Annotated in this window: 16 protein-coding genes, 1 tRNA gene and 1 pseudogene; 7 read left to right on the forward strand and 11 right to left on the reverse strand. The window is 64.9% G+C overall.

The window, feature by feature from the left end:
- Window positions 1-126: 126 nt before the first annotated feature.
- Window positions 127-270, forward strand: a pseudogene (locus tag VIF40_RS20805) (IS5/IS1182 family transposase); the annotation flags it as partial.
- A 149-nt stretch (window positions 271-419) separates the two neighbouring features.
- On the opposite strand, the gene VIF40_RS21590 reads toward VIF40_RS20805, so the two are convergent.
- Window positions 420-1,712, reverse strand: coding sequence for a glycosyltransferase family 2 protein (locus VIF40_RS21590; protein WP_414684839.1), 1,293 nt, complete (start codon window positions 1,710-1,712; stop codon window positions 420-422).
- A 186-nt stretch (window positions 1,713-1,898) separates the two neighbouring features.
- Window positions 1,899-3,026, reverse strand: coding sequence for a HupE/UreJ family protein (locus tag VIF40_RS20815; RefSeq protein ID WP_331939434.1), 1,128 nt, complete (start codon window positions 3,024-3,026; stop codon window positions 1,899-1,901).
- Between the two features lie 226 nt (window positions 3,027-3,252).
- On the opposite strand from VIF40_RS20815, the gene VIF40_RS20820 reads away from it, so the two are divergent.
- Together VIF40_RS20820 and VIF40_RS20825 are read left to right on the forward strand one after the other, a co-directional pair.
- A complete protein-coding gene (locus tag VIF40_RS20820; RefSeq protein ID WP_331939435.1) occupies window positions 3,253-3,801 on the forward strand; it encodes a copper resistance CopC family protein in 549 nt (182 codons plus the stop codon).
- 74 nt (window positions 3,802-3,875) lie between these two features.
- Window positions 3,876-4,445 carry a hypothetical protein gene (locus VIF40_RS20825; protein ID WP_331939436.1) on the forward strand — a complete coding sequence of 190 codons (570 nt, stop codon included), beginning with the start codon at window positions 3,876-3,878 and terminating at the stop codon, window positions 4,443-4,445.
- A gap of 13 nt (window positions 4,446-4,458) precedes the next feature.
- Here the strand turns inward: VIF40_RS20825 and VIF40_RS20830 are convergent, their stop codons facing one another.
- From VIF40_RS20830 to VIF40_RS20850, 5 genes are all read right to left on the reverse strand, one after another.
- Complete coding sequence (locus VIF40_RS20830) at window positions 4,459-5,619, reverse strand: PepSY-associated TM helix domain-containing protein (protein WP_331939437.1); 1,161 nt, start codon at window positions 5,617-5,619, stop codon at window positions 4,459-4,461.
- 491 nt (window positions 5,620-6,110) lie between these two features.
- Window positions 6,111-6,329, reverse strand: a complete 219-nt coding sequence (locus VIF40_RS20835) for a YdcH family protein (RefSeq protein WP_331939438.1) — start codon at window positions 6,327-6,329, stop codon at window positions 6,111-6,113.
- Window positions 6,330-6,441: 112 nt separating this feature from the next.
- A complete protein-coding gene (locus VIF40_RS20840; protein WP_331939439.1) occupies window positions 6,442-7,035 on the reverse strand; it encodes a hypothetical protein in 594 nt (197 codons plus the stop codon).
- A gap of 10 nt (window positions 7,036-7,045) precedes the next feature.
- Window positions 7,046-8,482 carry a protein adenylyltransferase SelO gene (locus VIF40_RS20845; RefSeq protein ID WP_331939440.1) on the reverse strand — a complete coding sequence of 479 codons (1,437 nt, stop codon included), beginning with the start codon at window positions 8,480-8,482 and terminating at the stop codon, window positions 7,046-7,048.
- Window positions 8,483-8,626: 144 nt separating this feature from the next.
- On the reverse strand, window positions 8,627-8,806 hold the full coding sequence (locus VIF40_RS20850; protein WP_331939441.1) for a YdcH family protein: 180 nt from the start codon (window positions 8,804-8,806) through the stop codon (window positions 8,627-8,629).
- A 261-nt stretch (window positions 8,807-9,067) separates the two neighbouring features.
- Here VIF40_RS20850 and VIF40_RS20855 point away from each other — a divergent pair.
- Window positions 9,068-9,142 (forward strand) — tRNA-Val (locus VIF40_RS20855).
- 337 nt (window positions 9,143-9,479) lie between these two features.
- Window positions 9,480-9,938 carry a MucR family transcriptional regulator gene (locus VIF40_RS20860; protein WP_331939442.1) on the forward strand — a complete coding sequence of 153 codons (459 nt, stop codon included), beginning with the start codon at window positions 9,480-9,482 and terminating at the stop codon, window positions 9,936-9,938.
- Window positions 9,939-9,943: 5 nt separating this feature from the next.
- Here VIF40_RS20860 and VIF40_RS20865 read toward each other — a convergent pair whose 3' ends face one another.
- Together VIF40_RS20865 and VIF40_RS20870 are read right to left on the reverse strand one after the other, a co-directional pair.
- Complete coding sequence (locus VIF40_RS20865) at window positions 9,944-12,037, reverse strand: GumC family protein (RefSeq protein ID WP_331939443.1); 2,094 nt, start codon at window positions 12,035-12,037, stop codon at window positions 9,944-9,946.
- A 14-nt stretch (window positions 12,038-12,051) separates the two neighbouring features.
- Window positions 12,052-12,801: a metallophosphoesterase family protein gene (locus tag VIF40_RS20870; RefSeq protein ID WP_331939444.1), complete on the reverse strand. Its 750-nt coding sequence runs from the start codon at window positions 12,799-12,801 to the stop codon at window positions 12,052-12,054.
- Window positions 12,802-13,041: 240 nt separating this feature from the next.
- Between VIF40_RS20870 and VIF40_RS20875 the strand changes: the two genes are divergently transcribed.
- A complete protein-coding gene (locus tag VIF40_RS20875) occupies window positions 13,042-14,604 on the forward strand; it encodes a sugar transferase (protein WP_331939445.1) in 1,563 nt (520 codons plus the stop codon).
- Window positions 14,605-14,677: 73 nt separating this feature from the next.
- Complete coding sequence (locus VIF40_RS20880; RefSeq protein WP_331939446.1) at window positions 14,678-15,952, forward strand: glycosyltransferase family 4 protein; 1,275 nt, start codon at window positions 14,678-14,680, stop codon at window positions 15,950-15,952.
- Window positions 15,953-15,962: 10 nt separating this feature from the next.
- Here VIF40_RS20880 and VIF40_RS20885 read toward each other — a convergent pair whose 3' ends face one another.
- Both VIF40_RS20885 and VIF40_RS20890 read right to left on the reverse strand, forming a co-directional pair.
- Window positions 15,963-16,790: a glycosyltransferase family 2 protein gene (locus tag VIF40_RS20885; RefSeq protein WP_331939447.1), complete on the reverse strand. Its 828-nt coding sequence runs from the start codon at window positions 16,788-16,790 to the stop codon at window positions 15,963-15,965.
- Window positions 16,791-17,996, reverse strand: a complete 1,206-nt coding sequence (locus VIF40_RS20890) for a glycosyltransferase (protein WP_331939448.1) — start codon at window positions 17,994-17,996, stop codon at window positions 16,791-16,793. It abuts the gene before it with no gap.
- Window positions 17,997-18,007 lie beyond the last annotated feature (11 nt).

Here is an 18,007-nt window from a genome sequence, read left to right on the forward strand (position 1 = left end):
GCAACCGCTCCCGAAGCTGGTCTTCGATCGTCATCGGCGTCGCTCCTCAAAAGCACGACGCCATCCCTCCGATCAGAGGTCAACTGCCCAGCCCCCGCCGTCCACAGCCGATCGGTGTGGCACGGCCGCACCGCTTACGAAAGAACCTGCGCTTGGCTGGGACGCTGTCGTCGCCTCGCCAAAGACTTCGAAGCCACAATCGCCAGCGCCGTTGCCTGGGTGCTCGTCGCCAACATCCGCACCCTCACCCGACGCATCGCAAGGGGTTGAGCCAAAACGTAAACATTTCGAGTCCGACTCTAAGGAGAAAAGATTACAACGTGAATTCAATTATATATGTGTTCAAAGTTTTATCCTGGCCGGCGCGCCAGATCGAAAATAAAAAATCCGCTGCCGTGTCCAGTCGCGCGAATTCGGTCTCAGAAATGCCAGAGCCGATCGCCGATTCTCATCAGCGCCGACAGGCTGAGCAAGCGTCCGAAGGTCAGGCAAAGCTCGGCCGCGGGTCTCACCCACGCTCTCGGAGCGCGTCTTTTCGGACCGATTTGGCGTTTGCGGGCGCGTCGCACACTTCTCGACAACATCTCGAACCCATCCGCGCCGAGGCAGGCTCGAATAGCGTCCGCCTGCGCCGCTATGCGCGTTTCGATATAGCGCGTGAGGCTCTCGGGCTGCCGAAAGTCGGGGTGCGCGACATAGGATTTCTGCAGGCAGACGAGCGCGCTGACATAGCGATCCACGCCGAGGCGCTCGGCCAGCGTATCGACATCGTCGACAATCTGATCCACGACGGCGCGCCAAGCGATATATTCCGCATTGAACGCCTTCTGCGGATCAGAGCTATGGACCCCGCAGAGCTCGGCGTGGCTCGCGAATCCATTTCCGCCGTGAATTCGATAGATGGTGAGGGGGGCGTCGATGAGCGCGACGCCGCTCAGCAGACGCACGCCTTTGTTGAGATAGGTGTCGCCGTGAAATCGCAGATCCATGCGAGGACGGTCGCCGAGGAACAGTGTCAGCGCATCTTTCCTGAAGCAATTTCCAGAGGTCGGCGCATAAATCCAATCCTCCCAAGCATGCGCGTCGACGAAATGAACACGGGATTCGACATTGCTCAGCGGCGCTCGTTCGAATGGCCAGAGGTCGGAGGAAAGGTCGATGGAGCGCAGGCGCTCCTTGCGCACTCCACGTCCCGACGCGATGTAGTCGCTGAAGGCGCTCCACGACGTTCTGACGACGCCGCCATTCGTGGATTGCAACATATCCGAAGAGGTGAAGCCGACCGCCGTCCGCAGCGAAAAATGAACGAAGATGTGCGTTTCGACGAATGTCGAAAGCAGCATGTCGTCGGCGTCGAGAAAGACGATGTATTCACCGGAGCTCGCGGCGAAGCCGGTCCCGAAGGCGGCGGTCTGCCCCAAATTTTCTTCATGGCGGACTATTTTGACTTGCGGTGTCCTGCGTCGAATCGATTCGAGCACGACGTCGCTGTCATCGTTCGACGCATCATCGACGATGATGCATTCGATACGCGGATAAGTCTGAGCGAATACTGAATTGAGCGCGTCGAGCAGGAAGCGGCCATAGTTGTAATTGGTGATGACGATGCTCACCAATGGCAGGTCGCAGGCGGGCCTCTTGCCGGTCGCGCGACCGATGTCCTCGCCCGCCGAAAAATTACCATCCTGAAATTGCGTGAAATTCTCTAGCATATTCAACTCTGTTTTTTACATTTCATGCGTCGCCCGGCGCGAATACAGGCGCAGTTTTGACCGCGCGCGCGGCAATCGAATGTCGAACGTTATATAGGTAATTTTCCGTATTGCAATGCGCGCAGCCTCGCCATGATGCGGTCGAGAGTCGGCGTCGCCGGGCCGCCGTTCGGCCCTGGGCCAATGCTAGAAAGCCCGCTCGAACAGCCAATAGGCGCCGAAACAGGCGATGACGGCAGAGCCGGCGCGCACCAGGCGCGGATCGCGCAGCCCATGGGTGAATAACCTGTCGAAGGCCAGAAGCAGCGGAAGGACGACCAGCACCACGCCGATCTGCCCGGCCTCGACGCCGAGATTGAAGCTCGCCAGCGCCGGAACCAGCGCGCGCTGTGGCACGCCGATCTCGATGAGGCCGCTCGCAAAGCCGAAACCATGAATGAAGCCGAAGACGAATGTGTCGCGCCAACGTCCTTCGATCTTGCAGGTGTAGAAATTCTCGATCGCGACATAGATGATCGACAGCGCGATCGCGATCTCCACCCAGCGGCTCGGCAGATCGACGAGCCCGAGCGCGGCCAATGACAGAGTGACCGAATGCGACACGGTGAAGGCCGTCACCAGCTTCACCACCGGCAAGACGCGCGTCGCCCACAGCATCACCGCTATGAGAAAGCACAAATGATCGTAGCCGGTCATGATGTGCTCGATCCCAGCCGCGAAAAACTTCGGCGCGAGCTCCCAGGGCGTCAGCAGGGGCTTGGAGAGATCGACCATCGCGTCGCCGGGAAAGATCATCACCTCGCCCGGCGCCGGCTCCAGCCCCTGGAGCTGCGCCTCGGTCAGGCGCTCCCCGGCGTCGCGCTCGCCGATGCTGACGAGATGCTTGGCGCGCTTTCCCTGCGCCTCGAGCAGCTTGAAGGGATTGTAGACGATCTGGCCCGCGACGGCGCTGCAATCCATGCGCAGCACGACTTTCGAATCGCGCGGATTGGCAGGGTCCGCGCCCACCGAGACAACCTCGCTCGGGCAGGTCGCGCCGTCCTCGTTCTGCATCGCGACGCGGCCCTGAATGAATTTGCCGATCATCGCCTCGATCACGCCGGGCTCGGTGAGATCGACATCCGCCTGGCTCGGCTTGCTCTCGGTGAACATGCGCTCGATGTCGGCGCCCAGGAAGCCGACATCGACGCGATAATGGCCGTTCCCTTCGGGCACGATGCGGCTGCTGGAAATATCGGCGGTATGGGCGCTCGCCCCCGCGCCGCCGAAACACAGGAGAACGACGATGAGCAGAGCGATCGGCGAAGGCGCCATTCCTGTCGACTCCCATTCCTGTCGACTCCCTTGACGGCTGGCGACAAGGAGACGTATGCACGAAAAGGCGATAGTGCATATCGCATCGGCGTTGACAAGGTCGCGGGCGGCTTTGCCTGCCGGGCGGCCGTCGGGCGCTGCGCTGCACAATCGTAAGTGGGACGGGGCCCCTTGCTCGAGCTCGAGAGGCCGCTTAGCATCGATGGATGCAAGACAAACGGAAACCATGATCTCTCGCGCCGCGGCTCCCGATCGCAATCACTGTCGACCCGCAATCGCCCGGCCGAGCCTCGCGCGCGGCTGCGCGCTTTTTCTGCTCTGCTCGGCGATCGGAGGCGCGACGCCCACATCGGCGCGGGAAGGCGGCGCGGAGCCGCCTGCTGCGCGTATCCTGCCACACTTTGCGGGGCCGTCGGCGATCGGCCTGCTCGGGCCGTCGCAGCCGCCGCCGCGGGCCGAGCGACCCATTCTGCTCGCCCATGCGATCGTCGTGCGCACCTCTCCGGCGCAGGACGGCGTCGCCGTCGGAAATATCGGCAAGGTCGATGTCTGGTACGATGCGGGCATCAGGGACGCCTTCGCCGCATTGGCCGTGATCAGCGCCTCCGGCGAGCGTGTCGACAAGCGCGACGCGGCGATCGACCGTTCCGATCCCGCGCATGTCTCGGTGAGCGTCGATCCGCTGACCCCGGGCAAATATAAGGTTCGCTATCGCGCGCTGTCGGCCGACGGCCATCTCGTCAGCGGCGCCTGGGATTTCGACGTGCTGCCCTGAGAGGCGCGAAGGTGAGCGGCCGTCTTCACGCGACGAGAAAAGCCGCTCGACAATGGAAAAAGGAAACAGCGACGATGAGCCCGAACGGCCGGATGAATCTGATGTTGTTTCTCGCCGTCATTCTGATCGCCGGCGGCAATGTCGCCGCCTTCTCTTATTCTTTTTGGGGGCCGTCGTTCAAATTATATTGGAATGATTTTTTGGACGCGCATTTCTATCGGCCGGCCGTCAAGGCGGGTGATCGCACAATGGCGAATTGCCTCAAGGTGAGCGACTTCTACTCCGCGCGGCTGACGACCTATTTCCTCGCGGATTCGGAACAGAGCGCCGGAGGGCCGACGAACGACCTCAGCAAATATGCCGAATATTGTGATCGGCTCCCCGGAACGGGAAAGGTCATTTTCTCCGTCACGCTCATGGAGAAAGATGTGAGGAGCCAATCGGTCGCGCTCTCTTTTTTCAAGACCGACCCGAAGGGCGCCGCGGAGCTTTTGACCGCCGTGCCGTCCAAGCCGCGTCCGGCCGGCTTCGTGACGTTGGAATCCTCGGTCGACCACAGAGGGAACTATGTCCTCGAGCTCGCTTTCGGCGACGGCAAGGGCGAGGAGGATTTGATCAAAATGCCGATCTCCGTGGGCCAGTGACGCCGCTCGCGGCTCATATCGGCGTCGCCGGGCGGCGGCGCGCGCGGCGCTTGTGGCGCCAGCGCAGAAATCCGGTCACATAGAGCAGGAGGGGCGTGAGCCCCGTCAGCAGAACGAGCGAGCGGCCGAGCGCGCCGAAGGCCTCGCCGCAATGCAGCGGAAACAGCCATTCCAAGACTCGCTCGCCCGTGGTGAAATCGTCCCGGTCCTGCACCTGCAGCACGCGGCCGCTGTAGCGATCGACGCCGATATTGCGGAATGTCTTGGTCCGGTTGGGCTCGTCATCCGATTGCTTGCCGACGACATAGACGCTATCCTCGCCGCTCGGCAGGAGTATCCAATGCAGCCGCCCGGCGGGGAAGACTCGATCCGCGATCGCGACGGCGGCGTCCAGGCCGATCGGCGGCCGTCCGGCGATCGGAGTCGATTTTCCATAATCGGGCTCGGGACGCACAGGCGAGAGCAGCGTCGCCAGTGAATGCGTCGTCGGCTTGAAGATCATCGCGACCCCGGTGGCAAGCGTCGCGAGCAGGAGAAGCGCGAAATAGACGCCGACGCTTCTATGCGCGTCATAGGCGATCCTCTCCGGGCTCGCGCCCCATTTGATCGTCAAACCCAGCCGCCAATCGCCATAGCGCGGCCGCCAGAGACAAAGACCGATGAGAATCGAGAGGAAAAGCAGAAGGCCGATCGCGCCGACGAGATAGGCGTTGTTCACGCCGAGCAGCAGCGTCCAGTGAAACGCCATGACGATCTGCACCAAGGGCTGCGAAAGCACATCGTCGCCATGCGAATATAAGCGGCTCCCGGTGACCTTCGCCGTATAGGGATCGACGAACAGCTGGTGGAAGTAAGTGTCGAGATCGTCGGTCTCGACCATGTAGCTCACGATCGCGGCCGCATGCGCATGACGCGGGAGCGTGAGGCGCTCCGGCCGTCCGTCCGCCGGCATCGCCGCTGTGGCCGCGGCGAGAATCTCGTCGAGCGGGCGCAACGACGGCCGAGCCGGCGCTTCCACGCGCATGAGCGGCGCGTTCAGCCATTCGTCTATGTTTTCGCGAAAGGCGAGCACGCTGCCGCTGAGCCCGATGAGGACGAGGATCGCGCCCGCGAAAAGGCCGATAATGCGATGGGTCGCCAGAAATATTTTGCGGCCCCGCTCGTTTCGACCCATGATGGACGCCTCCGACTGTGATCTCGCCTCGCCCCATCGGAGCGCGGCGGGTATCGGTTCGGCTGCGTCGCGAGGCAAGCCGATGGGAGCGTCTTCCTGTCGGCCTGTCAACCGCGCCGATCGCCGGGAGCGATGCGAGATCGCTCGGGCTCGGACGGCGCCTGCGGAGAAGTCTCGATCTTGCGTGGCGGAGGTTTTTATCCTCGGACGTAAATGTGATATCGATTTATCGAGGGGCGGCCACGAGGTCGCGCGCCAAATCGGCGATCCATACTGCGCTGTTCCGTCGCATCGAGACTTATTGTATCTCTCTTGAACAGGCATAGGCTCGCCAAAATTGAAAAATAACGGCGGAGGACCGTATGGGGAGCGCCCAGGAAAGCAAGGAAACGGTGAGGCTCGTGGCGGTCGTCGCGATCGTCGCGGTGGTTTCGCTCGTCGTCGCGGTCGGCCTCAGAATGTGGAAATAGCGCCGCGCTTCGTGGCGCCGCTCACGCGATAATATCAGGCGTGAGCTCGTCTTCCAGAAAAGCGATGCGATCGCGCAGCAGCAGCTTTCGCTTTTTCAGCCGCTGAATTTGCAGCTGGTCCACGGCGCCGACCGATAGAAGGGCGTCGATCGCATCCTCGAGGTCCCGATGCTCGAGCCTCAGGCGCTCTACTTCGACCCGTATCGCGTTGCATTCGACTTCGTTGAGCTCATCGACCATTCGGCAACCTGCCCGAGCGCCGCGCTATGGCGAATCGTGACGCTGGATTATCGCCTCGCATCATGTTCATCTTCAAGTCCCAATGCGGATCGGCGCAATATTTCCGCCGACCTCAGTCGATCGCTATGGTTTGGTTCAGCTCCACACAGGCGGCGGGGTCGACGCGCTCGAGCCGGAACACCCGGCTTTGGCGCGCGAGCTCCAGTGTGGTCGGTTTTTTCTTCTGGTCCGGGCCGCGCCAGCCGCTCACGCCTTCATCCATGTAGAGCGTGACCGAGGCGCCATCATCGGCGAGGTCGATCGGAAAGTCCCCGCCGTCCTCGGCCGCGGCGCCGAGGCCGCCGCGCGCCATGCATCGAGCCGCGGCGTCCTTGCGGAAGGACTGAACGAGGCGGACGCCATGGACGTCGCGATTGGCCTCGTCGCTCCAGGCGCAGCCGCCGACGACATAGAAAGGCTTGGCGTGGCCCTTCTGACGAAATTCGATGCGCAGCTCGCGCGCGTCCTCGGGCGTGATGGAAAGCTCGCGACGAAGCGAGATCCGCGCAGAGACGACGGTCTGGCCGGGATGCTCGCGAAGATGCGCTTCGTCATAGCGGCGGAAGAAACAGGCGCCGCTCGGCGGAATTTTCTCGATCAGCAGATTTTTGGCGGCGGCGGCGCTCGTGAGAGCGAGAAACAGACAGGCGCAGATCGAGCGGCTCATCTTCCGGACGTCATCCTCCGGCGGGCGCCGGCGCATAGGCTTCGCGCATCGAGGCGATCTGCGTGATCTTGTCGTCGAGCGCGCTCCAGTCGTCGCGTTCGGCGATTTGCGCCCAGATCGATTCGACCTCTTCGATCAGCATAGTGCAGGGGATGGCGCGACGGAAATAGGCATGATCGAGATTGGCGGAGGGCGCCGTCTCATGCGCGGCGAGCGCGTCGCGCAGGCCGGCGAATTCCGGCGCGTCATAGGCCGCGGCCTGCGGGCTCGCGGCGGCGCGCTCGCGGCTCGCCAGCCCGCCGCGCCAGTCGAAGAAGGTCTGCTCGAAAGCCGCCTGCGTCTTGCCGAGAAATTCGAGCAGACTCTTGGCGAGCGCGGCGTCCTGCGCCGGATCGTCGGCCGGCAGCAGGCCGAGCCGGTCGAGCAGGGCGAGCTGGAACTCGCGCTGAATGACGGACTGATAGCCGCCGAGAACCTGGTCCGCCCGCTGCAGCCCGACATGCGTCAAAATGGTCTCGGCGAGCCGGGTGAGGTTCCAGCCCAGCGCGCCCACCTGACGGCCGAAGGCGTAGAGCCCGCTGTCGTCGAAATAGGCCGCCGTGAACTGCGGATCATAGCGCGGCGCGAATCGCCACGGGCCATAGTCAAAGCTCTCGCCGGTGATGTTGATATTGTCCGAGTTCAGCACGCCATGGACGAAGCCCGCCGCCATATAGCGCGCGCCGAGCCGCGCCACGCGCGCGGTGACGCGCTCCAGAAAGGCGCCAGCGCGGCTGTCCGCCGGCTCGTCGGCGAGCTCGGGGAAATAATGGGCGACGCAATGGTCGATGAGCCGACCGAGCGCGGCCTGATCGTCGAGATGGGCGAGGCGCTGGAACGTGCCGATGCGAATATGCGAATGCGAGAGCCGCGTCAGCACGCTTGAGCGCGTCGGCGAGGGCTCGTCGCCGCGATAGAGCGGCTCGCCGGTCTCGATCAGGCTGAAGCTCTTGGAGGTGTCGACGCCGAGCGCCTCCAGCATTTCCGTGGCGAGAATCTCGCGCACGCCGCCCTTGAGCGTGAGCTTTCCGTCGCCCTGGCGCGACCAGGGCGTGCGGCCCGAGCCCTTCGTGCCGAGATCGAGCAGCCGGCCGTCCCCTGCGTCGCGGAGCTGGGCGAGCAGAAAGCCGCGGCCGTCGCCGATGTCCGGATTGTAGGTGCGGAATTGATGCCCGTGGTAGCGCAGCGCCAGCGGCTTGGAAAAGCCGCCGGGCAGGGGCTCGAAACGCCCGAAATGGCCGATCCATTCCGGCTCGGTCAGCGTGTCGAGGCCGACGCGCTCGGCCCAGCGCTGGTTGCGATAGCGCAAAATATGCGCGGGAAAGCGCGCGGGCTCGACGAGGTCGAAAAAGCCGTCGCCGAGCGAGGCGTGGAGGGTTTCGGCGCGATAGCGCGGGGAAGGGGGCATGGGCGTCGTCGCTCTCGCGTTGAGAATTGATGCATCGGGCCTCGCGTCGAAGCAAGCCGGGCGCCCACGGGAGCGGAAAGGGCTCGGCGCATAAAAAAAGGCGGAGAATGCTCTCCGCCTCGACGCTAGACCTCTCGAAGGCTGTCAATGCAGGCTGACGCCTTGCCGCAGCTTGTTGATCTCGTCTTTGAGCTGAAGCTTTTTGCGCTTCAGCTCGTGGAGCTTCGAATCGTCGTTTCGGGGATGATGCTGCTTCTGCTCGATCTCTTTCTTGAGCGCCTGATGGCGGCGTTCGAGCTCGACGAGATGGGTCTGTAGCGACATACGGCGCCTCCTTTGGTTCATGACAGAAGGACGACGCCAGTGTGACACGAATTCATCGCCCTGCAAGAGGCGGCGCGGTCGCAGGGATGTGAAATATTTCGCCCAAAGGCCCTGTTCGCGGAAGGAAATCTTAAAATTTCCTCGGATTCGCCCGCCCGGCGGCGCCATGCGCGGAAAGGTTTCGAACGGCGCTTGCGCCTCGGCCCGACAGCCATTATACGAGCGTCACTCGCGCCGGACGAAGCATCCCGTCGGCGCCGGGGGCGCGTAGCTCAGCGGGAGAGCACTACGTTGACATCGTAGGGGTCACAGGTTCAATCCCTGTCGCGCCCACCATTCCGGGCCCCTGATTCCCCACGCTCGGTTCCCTCCATCGTCCCTCGAGCCGCCTCGAGCCATCCCACTGTCCATGACGAAGGGCGACCTCTGGCGGACGCCGTTCCGGCTCGCGCTGTCCGGGCGCGGCGCGGCCCGCGCGCATCGGGCCGACCCCGGCGCCGGTCGTTCTGCAATATTCAGACTCGACGCGCCGCCGACCTCTATCTCGAAAACGCGCGCGTTATTCGACGTGCGTCTCTTCGAGCTGGACGTCGCCTCGAGAGGGAAGTCGCCGATTGCAATCGACAACGATATCGGCTCCAATAGAAAAGATTCGAACGCCGAGGAAACCATCATGTCCGAAGCCGAAGACAAAGCGCTCGTCGCGCAGATACTCTCTTCTTATCTTTCGAATAATACTGTTGCTCCTATGGACCTTCCCTCTGTCATCGCGGCCGTGAAAAAGGCCTTCGGCGGCGACGATGTCGAGCCGGCGGAGGCCGGGGCCAAACAATGGCGGCCGTCGGTTCCGGTGAAGAAATCCGTCAGCCCCGACGCGATTACTTGCCTTTGTTGCGGAGAGCCGTTCAAATCCTTGAAGCGGCACCTGCAGGCCGAGCACAAGCTGACGCCTGAAGACTATCGCGCCGCCTTCGATCTGAAGAGCGACTATCCGATCGTCGCGCCCAATTACGCCGCGCAGCGCTCGGCCCTGGCGAAATCGCTCGGCCTCGGCCGCAAGCCCGCTGCTAAAATTCTGTCCGCGCCGAAAAAGCGCGGCGCGCCGGTCAGGAAGGCGGCCGCCCCGGCCTGACGCGTCTACTCGACGTGATAGGATTCGAAAGCGCCGCCGCCGTGATAGCGGGAATAGGCGTATTGACCGTATTTCCGGGCTTTCGCTTCGATCACGCGATTGAACACGACGCCTGGGATCTTGCCGCGATCCGGCAGACGTTCGATCGCATGCGCGACCCTCGCGCGCGGGGTCGCCGCCCAGCGAATGACGAGAACCGTCTTATCGACGAGCCCGGCGACGATGATCGGATCGACGACGAGGCCGATCGGCGGCGTGTCGACGACGACGAGATCGAACCGACGACGCAAAGCGGCGAGGAGACCGTTCATCTTCTCGGATGCGAGCAGATCGGCCGAGTTCTGTATTTCGCCGCCAGCCGGTAGAACCCATGTTCCGCGCTCTTCATCGAAGACGATCGTCTCGCTCGGCCCGGCGGAGCCGATGAGGAGATCGACGAGGCCGGGCTTTTCGTCGGCCGAGAAAAGGCGCGATGCGGTCCGATTGCGAAGATCGGCGTCGACCAGCAGCGTCCGCAGGCCCGATTGCGCGGCCGAGGCCGCGAGCGCTGCGGCGATCATCGTCGCGCCTTCTCCCGGGGCGGTCGCGGCGATCTGAATCAGTTTCGGCGGATCGTCGACATCGCTCATCGTGATCGCGCTGCGCAGCGTGCGGCAGGCTTCGCTCGCGCGCGAAAGTGGTTTCGCACGGATCTGGTCCGCGAGATTCGGCGCGGCGCGCGCACGCGTCTCGAGGATCGAGGCCAGAAGGGGAAGCGCGAGCGTCGCCTCGATCTGGGCGAGCGTCGTGAAGCCGGTGTCGGTCAAGTCACAGGCGTAGGCGCCGCCGAGGCCGACGAGCAAGCCGAGCGCGAGCGCGATCAGCATGGTCCGTCCATTGTCGGGCCAGGACGGAGCGCGCGGCGCGAGCGCCGGCGAAATGATCCTCGCTTCGCGCGGCTCATAGGTCGATTGCTCTCGAACCATTCGCGCGCGGCGCAGCGTGTCGTCGAGCAGCGTTCTGTCGGCGGCGGCGGCGCGCTCCAGCTCGTTTCGCGTGATCGCCTCCGACTTGCCGCGATCGTCGGCCGAGAAAATTTCGCGCAGCGTCGTCTCGGCGGCCTCGCGGCTTCCCTCGGCGAGCGCGAGCTCGTGGCGGACGCCGACGGAGAGCCGGCGAGCTTCCGCCGCGATGGCGCGATCGACCTCTGCGATCTGGGCGCGAAGCGCGACGACCGACGGGTGCGTTCTGTTGTAGCGCGAGCGAAGCTCCGCCTCCTGTCGGGAGAGACGCGCCGCGCGCAGGCGCAGCTCCGTGATCGCGCCGCCGACGCCGGGGAGATCGGCGGCGTTCCCGCCATTTGCCTCGATCCGTCGCAGCAGCGCGAGGCGCGCTTCTCGTTCGGCCGCCTCCACCCGCGCGCCCGCCGCTCGTCGCGCCAGACGCCCGCGCTGCTCGGGGTCGATATTGGCTCCATCGGCGGTCGCCGAGGCGTCCGTCGCAGCGCGAAACCGCGCCAGCGCCTCCTCGGATTCGCGCGACTGCCGCCGCAGCGCGACGAGCCGGTCGGAGAGCCAGGCGGAGGCGCGCCGCGCCGCCTCGAGCCGCGTGTCGAGCTTGTCGACGAGATAGGCGTCGGCCACGGCGTCGGCGAGCCGCGCCGCTTTCGCCGCATCGGCGGACGTGACGGCGATCTTGATCACCGGCGAGTTGCGCGGCACCGCGACGGCGAGGGCGTTCTTGAGGCGATCGATCGTCGCTGCGGTCGAGGCGGCGCCGAATTCGGCGTCGTCGTTCAACCGCTCTCGCTCGACGACGCGCCGCAGCAGCGCGGCGGATTTGATGACGGCGATCTCGCTCTTCATCGTCTGCCTGCCGATCTGCGCGTGGGTCAGTATCGCATCGGCGCCGATCGCGCGGTCGTGGCGCATTTCGATCAGCAATTGCGTCGAGGCGGTATAGAGCGGCGTCGCCGATGCGATGAAGAGCGCGCCGGCGAGGAGAGCGAGAAGCGTCGCGCCGACGAGCGGGGCCCAGCGCCGGCGGACGAATTGCGCCGCAGCGCGAAATTTGCGGCGGCGCGCGTCCAGCCAGGACGCCGTCTCGAGCCGCCCGAGCATGGGTCTCGGCGCGGTCAGGCGGGGCCCGCGAACAACATGCGGCGACTGTCTCCTTCGAGCACCAGAGCGGTGAGGATAGAGGTCGCGAAGGCGCCGGTATCGACATTGATGCGATTGGGCTGGATGTCGGGCTCGGAGACGGGCGTATGGCCGTGCACGATCATCTTTTCCCAGCTTCCACGGAAGCTCAGAAACTCCTCCCGGATCCAGAGCAGATCGTCGGCTTTCTGCTCGTCGAGCGGCACGCCCGGCTTCACCCCCGCATGGCAGAAGAAATAGTCGCCATAGCGCGCCGTCAGCGGCGTCTCCGCCATGAATCGCCGGTGGTGAGCCGGCAAGCGCGCGACCAGCGCGCGGCGCGCCTCCTCATAGCCTTTGCCGCGCATGACGGAGGAGACGTCCACGCCATAGGAATGGAGCGTCTCCATCCCCCCGAACTTGCGCCAGCTCTCGAGGACCGAATCATCCTCGAGGAAACGCAGCAAGACTTCTTCGTGATTGCCGCGCAGCGCCTGAAAGGGGGTCGGAAACTCGCCGCGGCTAAGCCATTCGACGACGGTCGCGGATTGGAGGCCGCGATCGATATAGTCGCCGAGAAAAATCGTCAGCGTCTCGCTCGGCGCCGAGGGCCGCTCGTCCTCGATCCGGCGCGCGAGCGTGTCGAGGAGGTCGGCGCGCCCATGAATATCGCCGACCGCATAGATGCGCAAATCGGGCGGAAGGACAGTCGGCAATCCAGTCTGCAACGTCTGAAATCGAGCCAATCGTGCAATCGTCATCTCGTCGACCCGGTGCAGCCGCGCCCGGGGCCCGGCCGCGACAGTCGGCCAGAAGTCTAGATCATATCGTCGACCGACGAAATCATCAGCCGCCGCGATCGTCCGGCTTTTATCCGCGATCGATCGACAACCGCCGCATTGTTGACATATTACCTCGGCTATGCTCAAGATGAGAAGCACTCAATTTGGCCCATAAAGCCCTGTTTGCAATGGGATATTTCCAATATGAGGGTGGCGTCGCCGGCATCGAGGGATAGGACGGCGCTCCGTCTCCAGCTGGCTGACCTCGGCTGGGCGACGGCGGCGCCCTTTATCGCGCTCGCGCTGCGCGATCCCGCGCTTCTCGATCCGAGCGATTTCTCACAGGACATGCCGGCTCCCTATCGCTACGCCTTCCTCTCGATTTCCTGCTCACTGCTGATTTTATGGGGCTTCCGGCTGAGCGACCGCATGGGGCAGTTTTTCTCGCTCCGCGACGCGGTCGATGTCTGCGCCGCCTCGGCTTGCGCTGTGGCGTCGAGCAGCGTGGTTCTCTTCACGCTCACGAGGCTCGAGGGCGTGCCGCGCTCGACTCCCGTTATCTATGGCCTCGTTCTGAGCGCCGGCCTGATCGTGATCCGGGCGGCGACGCGGCTGCACCACAAGGACATCTGGCGCAAGGAGCTGGAGACCGACGTCGCCGACCCTTCGGTCGCCTTGCGGCGCGTGATCCTGATCGGCGTGGACCGCTTCGCCTCGGTCGCCATCAAGCTGACCGATTATCAACGGCCGCGGACGACGCAGGTCGTCGCGGCCCTGGATGCGCGGCCGTCGTTCGTCGGGCGGAAGGTCGGCGGAGTCTCGATCGTCGGCCTCCCGCAGGATATAGGGGCCGTGCTCGACGAATATGCCGAGCATGGCGTCGAGATCGACGAGGTCTGGCTCGCCGACGACAAAGAGGCCTTGCCCGCCGGCTCGCTGGAGGACGTCGCCGCGCAATGCGACGCCCGCGGTCGGGACTGCCTCGGAATTTCGGAAGCACTCAATCTCGCGCCGCGGCAGGCGCGGCCGCAGGGGCCGTTCGAGACGCCGCCCGACCGGCGTTTCGACGCGCCCGATTATTTCGGCGCAAAGCGCATGATCGACCTGCTCGTCACGAGCCTGCTGCTCGTCGTCGCCTTGCCGACGGCGATGATCGTCGCTTGCGCCATTCTGATCGATGTCGGCGCGCCCATTGTTTTCTGGCAGCAGCGGGTCGGGCGCGATGGCGAGCGATTCTACGTCTATAAATTCCGCACGTTTCGGCCGCCCTTCGACCGCCTCGGCCGCCGCGTGCCGAAGGAGCGGCGCCTGTCGAGAATTGGCCGCGCGATCCGCTCCGTCCGGCTCGACGAGATTCCGCAGCTCTATAATGTGATCCTCGGCCATATGTCGCTGATCGGGCCGCGGCCGCTGCTGCCGGTCGATCAGCCGATCGATCCGCGGCGGCGGCTCAGCGTGCGGCCGGGCGTCACCGGATGGGCGCAGATCAAGGGCGGAACCCTGGTGTCGCCCGAGGAGAAAAATGCGCTCGACGTCTGGTATATTCGGCACGCCTGCATGCGGCTGGATCTGGCGATCGCGCTCGGCACGCTGGCGGTCGCTTTCACCGGCGAAAAATTGAATCGGGCGGCGGTCGATCATGCGACCGGCTGGTATCGGCGCGAATTCGAAGGCGCGCGCGGCAGGGTGGAGCGTCAGGAGTCCTCCTGCCTTCGCTCGCCGGCGCGGCAGAAAGCGCCGACGCTCGCCCGCGGACGACCGATTTGACGTCGGCGGGAGGACGATCGCTCGCAGGACTTTTGCTTGGAGGACTTTCGCTTGGAGGATTCGTAGCGTCGCGATGAAATTCATCTTCTTCAATCGCTTCTTTGCGCCCGATCTTTCGGCGACCAGCCAGCTGTTGTCCGATCTCGCCTTCCATCTCGCCGCGAAAGGGGAGGAGGTCGTCGTCGTGACCAGCCGCGGGCTCTATGACGACGCCGCCGCGGAGCTGCCGGCGCGGGAGACGTCGGACGGCGTCACGATCCATCGGGTCTATCGATCGCGCTTCGGGCGGCATTTCCTGTGGGGCCGGGCTCTCGACGCGCTCGCGCTCTATCTTCATTTCGCGGTCGCGGCGATGCGCCTCGCCACGCGCGGCGATTGTCTCGTCGTCATGACCGATCCGCCGCTGCTCTCTGTCGTGCTCGCGTCGGCGGCGTGGCTGAAATCCTGCCATCTCGTCAATTGGCTTCAGGATATCTATCCAGAGGTGGCGCTGGGGCTCGGCCTGCGCTTTCCGGCCCCCTTCGGCGCGCTGCTCGTCGGAGCGCGCGATCTCAGCCTGAAATTCGCCGCGTGCAATGTCGCCATCGCGGAGCGCATGGCGGCGCGTCTCCTGACGCTGGGCGCGCCGCCGGAGAGCATCGCCGTCATCCCCAATTGGTGCGACGACGAGGGCGTGCGTCCGCGCCCGATCGAAGACAATGCCTTGCGCGCCGAATGGGGATTGAGCGGCCGTTTCGTCGTCGCCTATTCCGGCAATCTCGGCCGCGCGCATGAATATCGCACGCTGCTCGACGCCGCCGAAAGGCTGCGCGGGGAGGCCGATCTGCTGTTTCTCTTCATCGGCGGCGGCTATCTCGCGAGCGGCCTTCGCGCCGAGGTCGAGAGGCGCGGTCTCGCGCCCATGTTCCAGTTTCATCCCTATCAGGACGCAAAGCTGCTGCCGCTCTCGCTCACCGCCGCGAATGTCCATTGGATTTCGCTCCAGCCGACCATGGAGGGGCTGATCTCGCCCAGCAAATTCTATGGGGTCGCCGCCGCCGGCCGCGGCGCGATCGTCATCGGCGACCCGAAAGGCGAGATCGCGTCGCTGGTCACGCGCCACGACTGCGGCGCCGCCATCGCCTGCGGCGACGCAGTCGGCCTCGCCGCGCTGCTGCGCCGATCGATGCGAGATCCCGAGACGATCGACCGTTGGGGTCGCAATGCGCGCGCTCTGCTGGACGGCGAATTCGGTCGCCGCCGGTCGCTGCTGCAATGGGAGACGCTGCTCGCGAGCCTCCAGCTGAGCAGCGTCGACGCGCATGAGCTCGATGCGACATGCGCCTCGGCCCGCCGCGCGGCCGAATGATCGCCGCGCGTCAATCGGCTCTATCGCGCTCGGCTTCTCGCGTCGAAGGCGCCGCCTCCAACGGAGGCGTCAGCCGTTTCTCCAGCGCCAGCAATGCGAGGATCGATTCTGCGACCAGCCGCTGCAGCGCGTAATAGAGACCGGCGCGGCCGTCGAGAAACAGGCCCTTGACGAAATAGGCGTAGACGAAGGCCGCGATCGGCGCCAACGGCGGATGGCTGCGCAGACGGCGCGCGAGCGAATGCGGCTCGGCGTCGAGCCGCTCGACCTCGCGCGACATATAGCCGATCTGCGACGCGACGAAGCGCGTCGACGATTTTCGGTCGTCGTGGACAATTCTGCCCGCGAGCCTCTCGACGCGGCCCTCGACGCGCCAGCCCTCCGTGTGTCCGCGATCGAGGATTGCGAAGCGCCCTCGGCGCAAAAGCACGGTTTTCGGCGGATAGAGGGAGCCGCGCAGCGGACGCCCGAAGATCGCGTAATCGAAGGCGATCTCATAGGCCGAGACGTCCGACGCCGGCGGCAGCGCGCGCAGCTCTTCGATGAGCGACTCGCTCACGTGATAATCGGCGTCGAGCCGCAATATCCAATCGGTGCCGACGCCGGTCTCCATGACGGCGAAACGCCATTGGTTCGCATGGGTGTCGAAAGGCCGCGTGAAGACGCGTATGCGCGCGTCGGCGCGCAGGACGGCGAGCGTTCCATCCGCGCTGCCGCTGTCGACGACGACGATCGTCTTCGCCCAGCGAAGGCGCGACAGCGTGCGGCGAATATTCGGCGCCTCGTCGCGTGTGAGCAGAACAGGGGTGATCCGATCGAGCAGGGAAGGGGCGGTCATCTATGCGGAGCCTCGCTCATCGGGTCGCAGCAGGACGCCTTCGTGCAGCAGGACGCCTTCGTAATGCGCGATCATCTCGGTTGCGGCGGCGCGCCAGCTCCATCGCTGCTCGACGACCCGGCGTCCGCGCGCGCCCATTTCATCCGCGGCGCGAGGATCCGATAGAAGCGTCGCGAGGCCGTGCGCGATCGACGCGACCTCGGGCGCGACGAGAACGCCCGCCGAAGCCGCGGCGACCACCTCCGCCGCGCCGGCGACGCTGGAGACGAGAACCGGCCGACCGTGCGACATGGCCTCGAGCACGACATTGCCGAAATTCTCGTTGAGCGAGACGAGAGCGAGGCATAGACAAGCGCGATAGAGCGCCGATCGATCGGGTTCGTCGATCTGCCGCGCGATGATGGTCATGCGGTCGGCGACGCCGAGCCGGTCGGCGAGACGCGCCAGTCCTGCGCCGCCGCCCTCGTCGTCATTGCCGGCGATGACGCATCGCAGATCGGGCGTGCGCGCGACCGCCTCGATGAGCGCTTCGATATTTTTCTTCCAGCTGATCCGTCCGAAGGCGAGGACGAAGGGCGATCCCGCGATCGCCGCGGCCACATCGGCGCCCACGTCCCGCGGCGTCTCCCCCTGCGGCGCAGCGTCGACGCCGAGGCTGATGATCGCGACGGGCGGCAGATCGAAGCGGAAGCTTTTCAGATCATTGGCCTCGCGCCATGAGGTGACGTGGACCGCCGCCGCTTCGCGGAGCGTGCGTCGCTCGAACAGCGCGATCCAGGCGGATTTGAGCATCGTGCTCTTGGCGCGCACGAGCGACGCGACCAGCATTCCGTGCGGCGACAGAACATAGGGCGCGCCGCGGCGCGTGGCGATGCGCGCCGCGGCCAATGTCGGCCAGAGGAAGACGGAATGGAGATGGAGAATGTCGAACTCCGCCGCGTGTCGCCGCAGCGCGTCGCCCATGGAAGGCGATCGATAGAGGCGTCGCCCGAGGCCGGTTTCGAAATAGGTTACGCCGACGCCGTCGAGATCGACGCGCGCGCCGATCGGCGTCGGCGTCACGCCGGGACCATCGACATTCGTCGTATAGGCCTCGACGTCATGGCCGAGCGCGGCCTGCGCTGCGGCGAGCCCATGCACGGCATGGATCGTGCCGCCATAGCGGACAGCCGGAAGATAGGTCGGGGTCACATGAAGAATGCGCATAGCGGCGTGTC

This window comes from Methylosinus sp. (genome assembly GCF_036560965.1).
In the GTDB taxonomy this organism is placed as follows: domain Bacteria; phylum Pseudomonadota; class Alphaproteobacteria; order Rhizobiales; family Beijerinckiaceae; genus Methylosinus.